Consider the following 15,501-nt stretch of genomic DNA (forward strand, 5'->3'; position numbering starts at 1 on the left):
ATCTAAGCCGGCCGTTTGAGTTCTCTACAGTTCCGGCTTAGATAGATGTGACGGAGGTCAATTGGCTCTGATCCAGGCAGGCATGTGACAGAAAAATTGGTGATTTGTTGCTCCGAGATTGACAGCGCCACGTGGCGCTGGGTCGCGCCGTACTTTCCTGACCTGACCTGGGAATTTGTTGCCTGTAAGTCTCGTTTCGGAAGGGGCCTGCAAAACTTTGTTAATCTGGGGCGTCTCTCGGCGGCTCTGAAGTCCGTCAGACTCGCACGCCGAAACAAGGGGGCGGTGCTGGTTACGCATGGGCCAACCTTGGCCGCCTGGTGTGCATTGTTCGCGCGGCTGCTTGGCGTGGACGTTCCCATCCTCGCCCACAGCTTCAATTTTGTTGCTCTGCCTGGGCGGTTGAAGCTCGTTGTGTTCAGATTTGCGCTGGCGCGAGTGCGACGCTTCGTTGTGTTCTCCCAGGTCGAAAGAGAAGTCTATGCAGCGGTATTTCATCTTCCCATCGAACGTTTCGAGTTCTTGCATTGGAGTGTTCAGCCGCCTGCCGTTGCCTCTCCGGACGATCCCGTAGAGGCAGGCAACTACGTTGCGGCAATCGGCGGTAACGCGCGCGATTACCCGACATTGATCGAAGCGGCGCGCGAATTGCCCGACGTCCGTTTCGTGCTCGTGGTGAGGCCGGAGAACCTCGCCGGATTGAAGGTCCCGCAGAACATGTCTGTCCATTGCAATATCGGCTTTGGAGAGGCGATGAACATTCTTTATCACGCGAGATTTATGGCCCTTCCGTTGAATGATGCGCAGGTTCCTTGCGGTCATGTGACGCTGGTCGCCGCGATGCATCTTGGCAAGGCGATGGTGGTGACCGACTCCCGGGGAGTGCGTGACTATGTGTTCGATGGCGAGAATGCTCTTCTAGTCGAACCAAAATCGCCTGCTGCACTTGCCGCAGCGATCAGGCGTCTTTGGGATGATCGAGAATTTTGCGGTCGGCTTGCGGAGCACGGACGTCTATTCGCGGCGAAGTCGTGTACCGAGGGGCAGGTCGCGGTCCAATTCGGCGGGTTTCTCCATGAATTGGTTGCAGGGCGCCCGCAATGAATGCCGCTTTCTCCGTCCGGAGGACGGAAGCTTGCCAGCTAGGAGCCGGCGAGTTCGTGATCAGGGCTGCGATTCGTCAAGGCAGCGATGTCGATTCCTGTCTCAGGGCTTGAGGATGTCTATGGCCACGTTGGCAAGCAGTCCCGCGCCCCATCCGATCGGCCAGAGGCCCAAGATCAGGATTTCGAACCGGAAGTTATTCAGCGAATAAGAACGATTTAGCCAGAAGATCAGCGGCACAATCGATATCAGATACAGTCCCGCGCCAATGATGGCGCCGGTCTGTCCATAGAAATAGTAGAGCAGCGGTACGACGACGAACAAGGAGATCAATTTCGTGATGTTGATCGCCGTGAGATAGTTCGCTTTTCCAAGCGCGATGTAGACGTCCTGGACGATGCCGTACCTCGAGAACAACAGATAGAACGAGAGAAGCTGCAGCATTGGACCCGCCTCGGCGTAGCGCGGATCGTAGAGCAGTGCGACGATGGAATTTCCTGAGGCGAACAGGAAGCCGGCGCTGGCAACGTAGGCCGCGTCCGCGCCCCACCGCATCCGATAGAACACTTCACGCAGGCGATGCGGCTGTTCGTGCACGATCTCGCTGAGGGCGGGCAGGGACACTGCGCCGAAGAGCCGTCCACCAATGCCGTCGACAACGGACGAGAGATTCGATGCGATCGAGAACAGACCGAGATTTGTCGGCGTGAGCCAGATCCCGAGTAACAGCCGATTTCCCTGGGAGGCGATGATGCCGACAAAGGATGAGATCGAAGCCCATTTCCCGAACTGCATCAGCTCATTCAAGGCAGCTCGGTCCCAGGCGATCCGATCAGGGGCACCCTTCAACCACAGATGGCCCGCTGCCGTATTGACGATTGAGCCCGCAATGGAGCTGGCGACGAAACACCAGACGGAGCCAGTAAACCAGGCAAGTACGACGGACACGCATAGGCCGACGACCATTTGCCCGAGATCGATGATCGTCAGCCGTGCGAGCGACAAATCGCGTCCCATCGTCATCACTCTCATCGATTGAAGGCTGTCGATGACGATCGAGAAGGAGGTCACGGCGACGATCGCGGGAAGCACCTTGTTGCCATAGACGGAGTTCTCAGTGATGATTCCAAGACGATCGAGCGTTGACAGGCCCGCCGCTGCGATCACGCAGAAGATCCAGATCGACAGGCCGCGCAGGATCTGCACGGTCCATGCGGTGTGGAGGAACCGGGGCTCGCGGATGTTGGGGCTGCGGATCACGGCCTGCCGCAGACCGATGTCGCCGGTCAATGCGATCACGAGCTGGATCGAGGTGGCCACCGCCATGATGCCGAATGCCTCGGGCGCCAGGAGCCGGGCGATGATCAGATTGCCGAGAAGCCGGAGCACCAGCGCGCTGCCATAGCCGGCGACCGTCCATGCGCTGGCGTTCAAGATGCGCCGCTTGAGCGAACGGGAGGGCTGGGTCATGAACAGACTCTGGCGCGGACGCGGGACGCTTCTGGGGACATCGAGCGGCCGTCACGCCTGCCTGGGACCGGATGCATTCGACCCGTGCGCGCGACCTGTCCTGCAGGCAGCGGCCGGGAGCGTCCTTATTCGCAAGGTCAATCTAAAAGTCAAATCGCCCGAGCTGCAGTCGCGCGGCCGCAGCGGTACTCGCCGGGCCGGCGCGCGCTGATCTCGCCGGGCGATCGAGAAGCACAATTGACCTGATCAGGGCGCTGCAGCTATTGAGCTGCCATGGTGAGCGGAGCGGGAAACAAAGCTGGAACGGTGCTGATTTCTCGTCGTCAACCGCCGTTCGCCGGCTGGGTTGCGATCGACGAATTCGAGGACCTGTTCGCGCGGTTCAGTGACGGACACATCCTCTGTGCCGAGCATCGCTCGATCCGCACCATCGTGGGGCGGACCAAGAGCCGCCTGTTCGGGCCGTTTCTGCGGTTGGACGATGCGAGCACCGGCGATCTGCTGCTCGTTGTGGCACGCAACCCTAGCGATCTGCGCATGGTGCGCGCCCTTCCAGATGCACGGAAGCGCTTTCGGCAGATCGTCGGCTATGTGATCGACTCCTATTTCCTGGAGGCCTATGGCCGTTGGGCCGGGCAATATGATCACGTGTTCTCGACCAGCGAAGAGGGAGCAGAGCTGCTGCGCCGGAAATTCGGCGTCTCCAGTTCCGTGTTGCGTCAGGGCTTCGATTGCCTGCGCTGGGCCAACACCGATGCGGGGCGCAGCATCGACGTGATCGGCTTCGGCCGTCAGCCGGACAGCTATCATCAGCGCTTCCAGGCCGAATTTCACACCGATCGCTCGAAGGTGCTGTATCTCCACTCGCCGCTCGGCGTCCATACCGGACCGGGCGTCTATACCGAGCGGCCGATGCTGCTGAAGCTGCTGCAGCGAGCGAAGATCTCCCTGGCGTTTCACATGATGGTGGACCCGATCGGAAACCGGCCGCGTGACGCCGGTTTCGTGACGAGCCGCTGGCTGGAATCGCTCGGCACCGGCTGCGTGGTCGTTGGCAAACGGCCGGTCGGCGTGATGGCCGACGAGATGTTTCCCTGGCCGAATGCGACCATCGAAGTTCCGGACGATCCCGCGCGCGCGGTCGCGTTGATCACCGAACTGCTGGAGGATCCGGGTTTCATTGCCGACACTCGCGCCCGCAACGTCGCCGAGATGTGCCGCCGGCACGATTGGCGGTACCGGATCCGCGACATCTACAAGCATCTCCAGCTGCCAGAGCCGGAGCTTTTGAAGCGGGAGCTCCAGGCCCTGGACAGTCTGAAGCTTCAGCCGCCGCTCCAGGCCGTGGCGACGCGCGGGCTCTCGGGATTCGGCTGATGCGCGACCTCAAGGGATTGCCCGAGGATGGGGCGCAGACGCCCCGCCGGCTGTTCATGGTGCTGTCGCCGCGGTCGCTGCCTTATGCGCGGCTGGCGCTGCGGAGCCTGTTGCGCAATAGCGTGGAGCCGTTCACGCTGACGCTGATCACCGATGGGCCGGACGATGTGCGTCAGCTTCGGGAGGAGCTCGAGGGCTTGCGCGCGGGTCCCGCGCCGCAATTGCGGGCGATCGCGGTTCATGGCGAGGCCGATCTCGCCGATCTCGAGGCGGCGCGGTTCGGCCGCCATCCGGCGCTGCGGCGGTTCCGCCATGGCCATCCCTGCTGGCGCAAGATCACCGATCCCCTGCTGCTGAGCGAGGCGGGGGAAGAGATGGTCGTGCTCGATCCCGATCTGTATTTTCCCAACCGCTTCAGCTTCGAGCCGACGGCAGCACGCGGCGTGATGCTGATGTGGCAGCGGCCGTCCTGCCTGCTGCCCGACGAGGTCGTGACATCAGCGATCACGGCCGGCGTGGCGCTGGCGCATCACACCGATATCGGCGTCGCGCAATGGCGGCAGCCGGTCGATCTGGATTGGCTGAACTGGCTGATCGCGACGCTCGAGGCGCCGACCCTGCCGCGCCACATGCATATCGAGTCCATCGTCTGGGCCGCGATTGCGATGAAGATCGGCGGCGGCTATCTCGATCCCGGCCAATGGGTCTGCTGGCACCGCACGCAATATAAGCGCCTGCTGCGCCGCCTCGGCGTGTCCGGCGCGGCGGTGCTGCAGCGGGAGCGGTTCTCCGGGATCAAGTGCTTTCACGCCGGCGGCGAGGCGAAATGGTGGCTGGTGGAGGCCCATCAACGCGGCCTGCTCGACCGCAACGACACCGCCACGCATCCGGCGCCGCTGCTGCCGTTCGAGGAGCTGCAGCCCTGGCAGTTCCGCATGCTGAAGGCGCGGCGGAGCTGGCTGCGGCGGCTCGGCTATTACGAGCTCATGGGCTGAGCGCGATCTCGCGGTCGATCAGGTCGAGCAGCGCCAGGCTGCGCTCGTCGAATTTGCGCGCGAACAGCTTGGGCGAGGCCCGCAGGCGCTCGGCATCGTCGATGTCCAGCGTGCGCGGATAGAGCGGATTCGGACGCTCCCAATCGGCATAGCGCAGATCGTCGCTGACGATCCGGTCGCGGAACGGCGAGTTCGACAGCAGGCTCTGGAAGAACGATTCGTCGGGAATGAAGACGGTCTTGAAATAGCGGACATAAGCGGGGTTCTGCCGCACGAAGCTGTCGACATAGGCGACGCAGTCCCTGGTCAGGCACCACCACATCGAGCCGCCATGCGGCCGAAAGCCGAGCGGAAAGCGCCGGCGCCATTTGATCTGGATGTGCCGGCTGCGGAACGACAATGTCCAATAGAGCACGCGGTTGAGGGCGTTGTGCTCGCCCTGCGCCGCGGTCCAGCGATTGGGCGCGTCGGCGGCAAAGGATTCGATGAACTCGGCGTTCGGATGCGCATCGAGCCGGGCGCGTATCTCGTTCTGCGACTTGATCGGATAGTCCTGGCCGGACAGCAGGAAGGCGCGGTCGAACGCCAAGGTCCTCGTGATCGCCTCGCGCATGCAGCTCAAGGTCGCCGCGACGATGCCGAACCGGCCCCAATAGCAGCGGTGGCGCTCGGTGCAGAGAAACACCTGGCTGGGCAGCCGCTCGGACAGCGCCTGGAGCTCCTGATAGACCTCGACCGCCGCCCGCTTGTCGACATGAACCACGAAGACATTGCGATCGTCGCGCAGGCGCTCGATCAGCCGGATGACCTGATGCGGCGCCTTGTGGCACAGGATGAAGAAGGCGAGCCGGGTTGCGCCGCCCGGCCGCGTCAATGCGGTGGCGTCACCCTGCAGGTCGGGACGGCCGGTCATTGCCAGACCCTCAGTCGAAGCCGGGCGCGGTCACGCCAGCGCCCGATCAAGTAGATCGATGGTCTGTTGGATCTCGCTCAGATCAAAGCAATAGCCGCCGATCTGCTGCCCGCGCATGCCCACGACCATGGCCGACCTGATCCCGAGGCATGCGGTCCATTGCCGTTGATTGGCCGAAAACCGGTCCGGCGGCTGCAGCACCAACAGGCCGCTGCTGGACGGCATGGCATAGACACAATGTGCAATATGGCTGCCCTCAAGCGAGACAACCAGACGCGCATCGACCAGCGCCTCAAGCATCGCGTCGAACGGCGTCGTCGCCGTGTCGAGAACGACGAAGCCGCTGCGCGTGAGACCGTCGATGATCTCGGCTTCGTTCTCGATCCAGCGCCGCGCTCCGTCCTGGCCGCGCTTCAGGTAGACCAATGTGCGACGGCCCTTGTGCGGAAAACGCGCTCCGACCACCGCGCGGAGGCGTTCGTAGCGCTCGCGCCGCAGGCGGTTGTGATGATAGTCGCTGAAGATCGTCAGATGCCTGATCCGCGCCCGGAACGTCGGCGCGCAGCTCTGGTTGAACAGCGCCTTGTAGTGCTCGACATGCAGCCCGGTCGGCCCCGGCAGGCACAGCGGAGGCAGACCGAGATCGTCGGCCAGCAGGTGCAGCGTGCAATCGTCACGCAGCCAATGTCCGAAATATTTCACGCCGTAATAGGACGAGACGAGGGCTGCCTGCTCGATCTCGACGGGCTCGGCCTGCCCATCATATTTCAGCTCACGCACGAAGAAGCGCATCGTGCCGGAATAGACCGAGCCGTCGACCAGGGCGACGTCCTTCAGATGATAGGCAATGGTGGGCGCATGGACACCGCTCGATCGCGTCGCAGTCTCGAGCTCCTGCGCGAGCGTCGATTCCGCGGGCGCGCCGGTGATCCGCTCGATCTGACCATCGAGACAGAGCAATGGAGGGAAACTCGCCTGCTCTTCGGGAGCAATGATCTCGCGCCGATAGGCTGCGGCTTCCAACGTACCAGGACCGGCAAACAGACGCTTCGCATGACGCCGATACTTCAGTAATTGCAGGCTTGCGTTCGATATCATCTAACTAGACATTTGGAAGGCTGGCGAAACGGAGTAATCGCTGAACAATAGCAAGCGATGCTTGTCCAAGGCGAGATGTTTCAACTCCGCGGCACAGCTTTCTCGATCGCGGCACCATAGCGCCCCGAGTTCAAGCTGTGACTTGAGAGCCACTGTCGCGCAGGAACTGTATCCTCCAGCCAGGCTGCGACAAAAGCACCCATGGTGACCGGCAGTTGAATTCGGTTCCACGCGTCCTCCGAGCTTGCCGAGAGCGCTTGGTAGAGCGCGGGATCGTCCAAGACTTTGACAATCGCCGCGGCCAATTGGTTCACGTCTCCTGCCCGGAAGATCACCGCACTCTCGCCGTCGGTCAGCGCGTTGCGAAACATCGGATGATCCGAAGCGACGATCGGCGTGCGGGCGGACAGCGCTTCGTAGATCGTCAGCGGCAGTCCTTCCGGATATTCGTGCCGCGACGGTATGACGACGAGATCGGCCTCCCGCATCAGCTGCGGAACGTCCTCATTGGCGACGACGCCCAGGAAGGTGACGGCGTCCTCGATCGCCAATGCGCGGGCCCGCGCGGCCATGCTGCCGTCGGCATCGCGCCCGGCCAGCGTCAGCGACACCGGATAGCCCTGGCCGCGAAGTCTGGCCGTAGCAGCCAGGAGATCGCCGACGCCCTTCGCCTGCGACAGGCTGCCGACATAGAACACCTTGCGGGGACCGTCACCCGTCAGGTTGCGCGACGGATAATCGGTCGGCCGATGTGCCGGGGGCCAGTCCCACGGCACGATCTTGTCGGCCCGCACACCGATGCCCGCCAGCGACAGGCAGGCGCTGATGCCATGATTGCCGACCCACTCGATCAGCGGATCATTGAGCTGACGGGCCAGCAGGCGATGGCGGATGGCAGCGCGCAGACCGCCCGCGTTGAAGGAATCTGCCAGCGGCACGATCGTTCGGATCCGGTTCCGCCTGGCCCATCGCAGCACCGGCGCCAGGGGCGAATTGATCGACAGGCGGTTCGGCTCGGTCCTGGCGACGAATGGCAGCAGCGCGGCCGGATCGAAGCCCGGACGCAAGCCCGCGCCGACGGCACGAACGCCATTGGCCAGGACCGCATCGTAAGCGGTGTCGCTGACGGCGCAAATCACCGCGACCTGCTCAAGCCTCCTGGCCAGAGATCCGACGAAATCCACGGAATGACGCTGCGCGTAATAGGTTTCCTTGCCGCCCGCCGACAGGCGCTCGAACGCCTCCCGATAATCTCCGGCATATTGAACGATTGTGAATCGCAAGCTCATGCGTCCATATCTGCCAGGATCTCGGTCCCCATGCTCGATCATCGATGCCCGCGCGGCAGCTGTCCACTGCTGCCGGCGACAGTCTCCGTCACGCGCATCGTCGTCGTTAGCGCGGGAACCTGTTACGTCGCATCAGCCGGTTTGGGAAGAACGCGCTTCGCTCGCGCCGGCTTCGAACAGCCGTTTGAGCTGCTGCGCCGAGGTCTCGATCTGGTGCTGCGCGCGGACGCGGGCGTAGGCGGCTCGTCCCATGGACTGGAGCTCTGCCGGGGCGCTGTCGAGGCAGCGGCGTATCGCCGCAGCGAGCGCTTCAGCATCGCCGGCCGGAACAAGCCAGCCGTGCTCCTGGTCCCTGACAAGCTCGGGAATCCCGGCGACATAGGTCGAGATGACCGGACGGCGCAGCGCCATCGCCTCCATGATCACGACCGGCAGCCCCTCCGCGAAGCTCGGGAGCACCAGCGCGCGCCCGCGCAGAAGGTGTGAACGCACCTCCCCCGCGGTGGCCCAGCCGGTGATGCGGATGCGGTCGGCAAGCCCGTGCTTGTCGATCAGTGCGGCGATGTCCTGGCGGAGCTCGCCGTCGCCCACGAGCGTCAGCGTGAAGTCGACATTCGCCTCGGCCAGCCGCCGAGCGGCCTCGATCAGGATCAGCTGTCCTTTCTGCTCGCAGAGCCGCCCCACACAGACCAGGGTCCGGCTGTCGTCGATGTCGGAGTGCGTCTCGAAGTCGGTCTGCTCCAGGCCGCAGCGGACCACCTGGATCTTCCCCCAATGCGCGTGCTCGACCAGGCGCAGCAATTGGCTGCGGCCAAATGAGCTGATCGCGACGACAAAGGCGGCGTGGCGAATCTTCGCCGCAAGCCCCAACAGCGGTGCCTTGTCGAACTCCTCGGGCCCATGCACCGTGAAGCTGAAAGGCGGGCCGCCAAGCGCGTGCACCAGCATCGCCACCTCCGCGGAGTTGGTGCCGAAATGGGCATGAACATGCGCGACGCCGGCCTGGCGCAGCCAGCGCAGGATCAGGCAGGCCTCGGCCAGATACATCAGGTGATAGGGCAGCGACCGTTCGGCACGCCGCGCCATGCGCAATGCGAGCAGCAACGCCCACGCGAAGGCGCGCGGCCGCGTGACCGCCGCGAAGGCCGTGGCCAACGCGATCGAGACGGCGCCCTCCTGCAGGACGTAACGTGTCCTCGCGCGCTCGGCGAGATCCGCCTCATCGACCAGGTCATTGTCCCAGCCGCGAATGGAGATTCGCGTGACTTCCAGGCCCTCGCGCTCCAGGGCGAGGATTTCACGGCGAATGAAGCTGTGGCTGACCTTCGGATATTGGTTCACCAGATAGGCGATGCGCATGTCACTTGTACTCGATCAGCCGCCCGTGACGGCCCAGGAGCCGGTTGCGAAAGAACAGGAGCTGCCCCCAGGCTTCGGGAAAGCGCGATAGCTGCTCGAAGAAGGCAAGTTGCAAGCGGGTGCGCCAGCGGCCTGACATTCTGCGGCTGCGACGAAGAACCTGCGCAGGGTAGATCAGCAGCACGAGCAGCGCCAAGGGACCGGCCAGCAGGAGTCCGGCCAGGATGGCTGACGGAATCAGAATCGCCCAGAGCAAGGCTCTGCGCGATTCCCAAACCCAGTGCCGCTCGTCGGTTCTGCCGTGCAAATGAGCGCCCTGGGCAAACGCGTAGCCGCTGCGGGCCTGCCGTCGCCACCATTGCGAGAAGTGATGCATGGCCGCGTCGTGCAGCGTCATGTCATGATCAAGGCGCCAGATCTTCCAACCCCCGGCGCGCAGCCGGACACAGAGCTCGGGCTCCTCGCCGGCAATCAGATCGTCCCGATAGCCGCCCGCGGCCTCCAGCGCGTCGACCCGCATCATGACGTCGCCGCCGCAGGCTTTGGCCTCGCCCACTGGCGTATCCCATTCGCGGTCGCAGATCAGATTGTAGATCGAACGCTCCGGAAAGCGCTCGCGGCGGCGGCCGAAGGTGGCGCAGACCTGCGGATGTTCGACGAGATAGGTGATCGCGATGGCCGGCCAGTCTTGCTGCAGCTCGCAGTCGCCATCGACGAACTGAACGAGATCGATCTCGGGCGCAAGCTGGCGCAATCGCCGCATCCCGGCATTGCGGGCGCGCGCTGCCGTGAACGGCAGGCTCATGTCGAGCGCGACGACGTCGATGCCGGCCTGCTCGGCCCAGGCCACGGAGCCGTCCGTCGAGCCCGAATCGACATAGACGATCCGGGCGGCGCCATTGATGGAGGTCAGGCAGCGTTTCAGCCGCTCACCTTCATTGCGGCCGATCGCGACGACGCCGAACGTGCGAGGGGCTGGGTCAGTCATCTGCGGTGGACTGCGTTCGGCGCGGCTTGATGATGGCGGGCACGCCGACGGCGATCGAGTCGTCCGGGACGTCGGTGATCACGACGGCATTGGCGCCGATGACGACGTTGTTGCCGATGCGAATGGGCCCCAGCAGCTTGGCGCCCGCGCCGATGTCGACGTTGTCGCCGATCACAGGCGCGACTTTCTCCTCGACGCGGCGGAGGCCGATGGTGACGCCGTTCCTGATCCGGCAATTGTCGCCGATGCGCGTGTAGCCGCTGACAATGATGCCGCCGAAATGATCGATCACGAAGTTGCGGCCGATCTCGGCTTCGCAAGGCAGCTCGATGCCGGTGATGATCTGGATCAGCTTGAAGCACATCTTGTAGAGCGCTGAGAAGAATTTGCGCAGCAGGGCAGGACGGACCCGGTAGCGCCACCGGCCGAATCGATAGACCAGCATCGCCCAGAATCCTTGGGCGCCCCAATCGTGGTCATAGGCCTGCAGGTCGTGTCTGATATTGTCGAACATGCAAGGATCGTCTCTGCGCGCCTACCGCGTCGGTCTCGTCGCCCAGCCGGTCGGACCGAGCAGGGAAAAAGCAAGCTTCAGTTTCTGCAGCTGAGCATGTCGTGGACGATCCTTGCGGGGACGTACGAGATCCTTGAGAAGGTCCAGCCCGGCCCCGCAGCAGGTCAGAGCGAGGGAGGCGAGCAATCCTGTCAGCCCATGGTGCTTGCGGAAATACAACATTTCGCTTTCGACCTGCAGTCGCGCAATCTGCCGTCCTGCGGCGGTCAGCCGGTCATCCGCCTTTGCGCTCTCGCCGCCGATATGAACGACCGTCGCATCACCGAAATAGGTGACCTGCCAACCCGCTTGCCGGATCCGGCGGCAGTGATCGACCTCCTCATAATAGACGAAAAACCGCGGATCGAAGAGGCCGACCTGGTCGATAGCCGATTTTCGTATCAGATAGAAGCAGCCTGGGACCCAGTCGCAGGCGCGCGTCCCGGCATGATCCCAACTCATATCGTCGATCATCTGCACGGTCGGGAAGAGCCGTCCCAGTCCATTCTCTGCGACAAAGACATTCAGCGGCGTCGGGAAGTAACGGCAGGAGGGCTGCAGCGTCCCGCTCTCGCCAGCGAGGCGAACGCCGAGGACGCCGCACCGGGGATGTCCGTCCATGTAAGCGAACGTCTTCGTCAGCGTGTCCTCGGCAACGAAGGCATCCGTATTGAGCAGCAGGACGTAGCGTCCGCGGATGCGCGGCAGGGCCTGATTGTTGGCGCGTCCGAAGCCGACATTGCTCGCATTGGCGATCAGCTCGACGTCCGGATATCGGCTCCGAAGCAGCGTCACCGAATTGTCTCGCGAGGCATTGTCGATGACGATGGTCTGCATCGTGAGCGACTGTCGCGCGGCAAACAGCGCGGCAAAGACGCGCTCCAACAGATGTTCAGTGTTGTAATTGACCAGAACGACGCTGACGTCGCAAATGTCGGAAATCGGCAACGTCGCTTCGCTCGCAATTGAATTGGTGTTCGAGACGGCGTTCACGGTTCACGCCCGCCCTGAGATTGTTTGCTCTGGTTGACGCCGAAAGCCGTGGAACCGGCGTCGACATCCCTGGTGATGACCGCATTGGCCCCGATCCGGGCATGCGAGCCAATGCTCACGGGACCCAGGATCTTGGCCCCGGCACCGATGTCGACATGATCGCCGATCCTCGGCAGCCCGCGGCCGTCTTCCACCGAGCCAACCGTAACCTGCTGAAACAATAAACAGTTTACGCCGATCTGGGCGCCCGGATGGATCACGATGCCATTTGGATGGGGGATCAGGAGGCCGCCGCCAATATTGCAATTGAGAGGGATGTCGGCCCCGGTGACGACGCTCCAGAAGCGGTGGCGAAGAACCAGACACTTGCAGAAGATCGCTGCGAGCAGCCCGCCGCGCGCCTGCCAATATTGATATCTGCGCAGCGCGAGCAGCAACTTCCGGCCAGGATCCCAGAATCTCTGCGGCCGCTCGCGTGACCAGTCGGCAATGGCGGATCTGTCATGGCCGCTCAAGTGATCCCAGCTCCTATGCTCGATCATGCTGCGATCGGCGGAAGCCGCATCATGATCCTATCCCTTTGCTTGAGCATGAGGTTTTGGAGAACCGGTTTCCACTTTTCCGGATCATGCTCTAAGAACAGCGATCTGGCTTAGCGGCTGGTCGTCGTCCCGACAAGCCGTGATCGGGCTCGACAGGCCGATTGCGGCGAGCGCGGCCGGTGCCGTGATTTTCGCGTGGGATCACCCGGTCGGCTCGCGGATGTTTTTTCGGATCGAAGGATGAGTTGGGTTTTTGTTCCATTCCAGCTGTTGTCCGTTGCACTGGCGTGGGCCGTTCTCGTGCTGTTCGTTGAAATCGTCGCCGCTCACTTCGAGAGGAAGGGGGCCGCGACGAGGGAAGGCGCGCGCCCCCGCGTCGTCGTGCTGATCCCTGCTCATAACGAGAGCCACGGCATCGTTCCGACCATCGGCGATATCCGGTCGCAGCTCGGTTCAGGCGATCGCCTGCTCGTCGTGGCGGACAATTGCAGCGACGACACCGCGGAGGTCGCGCTCGCCAGCGGTGCCGAGGTCATTCGGCGGAACGACGCGCAGCACCGCGGTAAAGGGTTTGCACTCGACTTTGGCCTTCGCAGCCTGGCCGCCGATGATCCGGAGATTGTCATCATCATCGATGCGGATTGCCGTGTCGAGGACGGGGCCATCGACACACTCGCTCGCGTCTGCAGCGCGACGCAGCGGCCGATCCAGGGCATGTATCGGATGTCGGCCCCGCCGGGCGCTGCGGTCAATCATCAGATTGCTGAGTTCGCGTGGCGCATCAAGAACGATCTGCGCCCGCGCGGTCTGCGCGCCCTCGGCCTGCCTTGTCAGCTGATGGGAAGCGGCATGGCCTTTCCGCGTTGCGCGCTTGCAAGCGTCAACATCGCATCCGGCCATCTGACCGAGGATCTCGAACTCGGGCTGTTGCTCGCCTCGGCCGGCCAGGCGCCGCTGTTCTGTCCGGCCGCGCAGGTGCGCAGCGTCTTTCCCCTCACGGCAGCGGCCGCTCGGTCGCAGCGGCAACGCTGGGAGCATGGTCATCTCGCGATCCTGATCCGGCGGCTCTGCCCGCTCATGGGCAGAGCCCTGGCTCAGCGCAATCGCGATCTGTTGGCCCTGAGCCTCGATGCGGCGGTGCCGCCCACCGTGCTTCTCGGCCTGCTCACGCTCGTCGCCACGTTGATCAACGGTGCAGCCGCCTTGCTGGGCGCGGGCGCTGCTGCATTCCTCCTTGGCGTGGCAACCATCACGATGCTCGTTGCGGCGTTGCTTTTGGCCTGGAATGCGCGTGGCCGCGACCTCATCACTGCGAGCGGCATTCGCGCGATCGGGCCTTATCTCGCCGCCAAGGCCGGGATATATGCACGGGCCTTCGCCGCGGACAAAAAATGGGTCAGAACCAAGCGCGGACGCGGCCAGGAATGAGTTCTGCAAAGCAGAACCGGGTGCGCGTTGCTGAACGGAGACGTGGTCCAATTTTGGCTTTTTGAAGGCGTTGCGTGTTGTATTTTGCTTGACCGGCCGTGCTCGCTGTCGTTTGGTCCCCACGATATTTTCAACCAATAGAAAGCAGTTCCTTTGCAGGCCGGGCCTTCAGCATCACCATTCGACGGCTCCGTCTCCTCGGACGATCTGACTCGCGAAGTCTACGGGGTTCTGGGAATCCCGATTGACGCGGTCGGGCTCGATGAGGTGGCCGATCGCATCGGCGCTGCTCTGCAGGGCGATGAGCCGTATCTCATCTCCACGCCGAATCTGAACTTCCTCGTGACCGCACAGACGGACGCGGCGTTTCGCGAGTCGCTGCTGATGAGCGATCTTTGTCCCGTCGATGGGGTGCCGATCGTCTGGATCTCGCGTCTGATCGGCATTCCGATCAAGGGGCGTGTCGCGGGATCCGATATTTTCGACCGGCTGAAGCTTGGGCCGCAGGGATCGGTGAAGGTGTTCTTGTTCGGTGGCCCGCAGGGTGTGGCGGAGACCGCCGGGCGCGTGCTGAACAGCCAGTCGAGTGCGGTGTCCTGTGTCGGATCGTTGTTTCCAGGCTTCGGCTCGGTCGACGACATGAGCAGCGACGCGATCATGGACTCCGTCAACGCCTCGGGGGCTCGGTTTCTGGTCGCTTCGCTGGGAGCGCAGAAGGGACAGTCCTGGCTGCTCGCCAACCACGATCGTTTGCGGATACCCGTCCGCTCCCATCTGGGCGCTGCGATCAACTTCCAGGCCGGGCTTCTCAAGCGCGCACCTCTGTTCGTGCGCAAATCCGGCTTCGAGTGGCTGTGGCGCATCAAGGAGGAGCCGTATCTCTGGCGGCGCTATCTGCACGATGGTGGCGTTCTGATGCGCCTGATGGTGTCCCGCGTTCTGCCGCTCGCCCTGGCGCTCGTGCTGCGGAGGTTGCGGGCAAAAGACCAATCCGGCCTGACCGTATCGATGCGCCAGATCGGCGATCGCGCACATGCGATCGAGATGACCGGCCACGGCGTCGCGGAGACGGTCAAAGAGGCGGTGCCGCTGCTCCGCGCGGCGATCGGGCACAGCAACGAGCTGACGATCGATTGTGCCCGGCTGCGGTCGATCGACGCGCGCTTTTTGGGCCTGCTCCTGATGGTGCGGAAATCGATGTTGCAGAAGGACGGCCGGCTGGTCTTCGCGAACAGCTCATGGCGAATCCGCCGCGCCTTCCGGCTGAACGGCTTCGGTTTTCTGCTGGACTCCGACGCGCGCCATGCAGTAGCGAAGGCCCGTCTCTCGCGGCGAGAGGACGACGATCAAGTCGCATCGCCGGCCAACTTTCAGGTATTTCAGTAACGTCGT

At 63.4% G+C, this 15,501-nt stretch carries 14 protein-coding genes; 5 read left to right on the top strand and 9 right to left on the bottom strand.

Going from position 1 to position 15,501, the window contains the following annotated elements; all coding sequences use genetic code 11:
* Positions 1-84: 84 nt before the first annotated feature.
* Positions 85-1,104 (top strand): glycosyltransferase family 4 protein, encoded by a 1,020-nt coding sequence (locus BBTA_RS04710; protein ID WP_244424331.1) that lies wholly within the window; start codon positions 85-87, stop codon positions 1,102-1,104.
* 102 nt (positions 1,105-1,206) lie between these two features.
* Here the strand turns inward: BBTA_RS04710 and BBTA_RS04715 are convergent, their stop codons facing one another.
* Positions 1,207-2,574, bottom strand: coding sequence for an oligosaccharide flippase family protein (locus BBTA_RS04715; RefSeq protein WP_012041301.1), 1,368 nt, complete (start codon positions 2,572-2,574; stop codon positions 1,207-1,209).
* Positions 2,575-2,880: 306 nt separating this feature from the next.
* Here BBTA_RS04715 and BBTA_RS04720 point away from each other — a divergent pair, with 306 nt between their 5' ends.
* Both BBTA_RS04720 and BBTA_RS04725 read left to right on the top strand, forming a co-directional pair.
* Positions 2,881-3,951, top strand: a complete 1,071-nt coding sequence (locus BBTA_RS04720; RefSeq protein WP_168167864.1) for a glycosyltransferase — start codon at positions 2,881-2,883, stop codon at positions 3,949-3,951.
* On the top strand, positions 3,951-4,946 hold the full coding sequence (locus BBTA_RS04725; RefSeq protein WP_012041303.1) for a hypothetical protein: 996 nt from the start codon (positions 3,951-3,953) through the stop codon (positions 4,944-4,946). The genes BBTA_RS04720 and BBTA_RS04725 overlap by 1 nt, the downstream gene beginning before the upstream one ends.
* Here the strand turns inward: BBTA_RS04725 and BBTA_RS04730 are convergent.
* The 8 genes from BBTA_RS04730 to BBTA_RS41720 all read right to left on the bottom strand — a co-directional run bounded on the left by BBTA_RS04730 (position 4,936) and on the right by BBTA_RS41720 (position 12,654).
* A complete protein-coding gene (locus BBTA_RS04730; RefSeq protein WP_012041304.1) occupies positions 4,936-5,859 on the bottom strand; it encodes a beta-1,6-N-acetylglucosaminyltransferase in 924 nt (307 codons plus the stop codon). The two genes, BBTA_RS04725 and BBTA_RS04730, sit on opposite strands and share 11 nt — an antisense overlap.
* Positions 5,860-5,889: 30 nt before the next feature.
* Positions 5,890-6,957 (bottom strand): glycosyltransferase family 61 protein, encoded by a 1,068-nt coding sequence (locus BBTA_RS04735; RefSeq protein ID WP_012041305.1) that lies wholly within the window; start codon positions 6,955-6,957, stop codon positions 5,890-5,892.
* Positions 6,958-7,037: 80 nt separating this feature from the next.
* The gene (locus tag BBTA_RS04740) at positions 7,038-8,246 is read right to left on the bottom strand and encodes a glycosyltransferase family 4 protein (protein WP_041750330.1); all 1,209 of its coding nucleotides are present in this window, start codon (positions 8,244-8,246) and stop codon (positions 7,038-7,040) included.
* Positions 8,247-8,378: 132 nt separating this feature from the next.
* Positions 8,379-9,605 carry a glycosyltransferase gene (locus BBTA_RS04745; protein ID WP_012041307.1) on the bottom strand — a complete coding sequence of 409 codons (1,227 nt, stop codon included), beginning with the start codon at positions 9,603-9,605 and terminating at the stop codon, positions 8,379-8,381.
* 1 nt (position 9,606) lies between these two features.
* Positions 9,607-10,593 carry a glycosyltransferase family 2 protein gene (locus BBTA_RS04750; RefSeq protein ID WP_012041308.1) on the bottom strand — a complete coding sequence of 329 codons (987 nt, stop codon included), beginning with the start codon at positions 10,591-10,593 and terminating at the stop codon, positions 9,607-9,609.
* Positions 10,586-11,107, bottom strand: coding sequence for a serine O-acetyltransferase (locus tag BBTA_RS04755; RefSeq protein ID WP_012041309.1), 522 nt, complete (start codon positions 11,105-11,107; stop codon positions 10,586-10,588). Before BBTA_RS04755 ends, BBTA_RS04750 begins: the two co-directional genes overlap by 8 nt.
* Positions 11,108-11,128: 21 nt before the next feature.
* Complete coding sequence (locus BBTA_RS04760; protein ID WP_012041310.1) at positions 11,129-12,139, bottom strand: glycosyltransferase family 2 protein; 1,011 nt, start codon at positions 12,137-12,139, stop codon at positions 11,129-11,131.
* Positions 12,136-12,654: a serine acetyltransferase gene (locus BBTA_RS41720; protein WP_283817415.1), complete on the bottom strand. Its 519-nt coding sequence runs from the start codon at positions 12,652-12,654 to the stop codon at positions 12,136-12,138. Before BBTA_RS41720 ends, BBTA_RS04760 begins: the two co-directional genes overlap by 4 nt.
* Before the next feature lie 267 nt (positions 12,655-12,921).
* Between BBTA_RS41720 and BBTA_RS04770 the strand changes: the two genes are divergently transcribed.
* Together BBTA_RS04770 and BBTA_RS04775 are read left to right on the top strand one after the other, a co-directional pair.
* Positions 12,922-14,109, top strand: coding sequence for a glycosyltransferase family 2 protein (locus tag BBTA_RS04770; protein ID WP_041750331.1), 1,188 nt, complete (start codon positions 12,922-12,924; stop codon positions 14,107-14,109).
* Positions 14,110-14,493: 384 nt separating this feature from the next.
* On the top strand, positions 14,494-15,495 hold the full coding sequence (locus BBTA_RS04775; protein WP_244424455.1) for a WecB/TagA/CpsF family glycosyltransferase: 1,002 nt from the start codon (positions 14,494-14,496) through the stop codon (positions 15,493-15,495).
* Positions 15,496-15,501: the final 6 nt, after the last annotated feature.

This window comes from Bradyrhizobium sp. BTAi1 (assembly GCF_000015165.1).
GTDB lineage: Bacteria > Pseudomonadota > Alphaproteobacteria > Rhizobiales > Xanthobacteraceae > Bradyrhizobium > Bradyrhizobium denitrificans.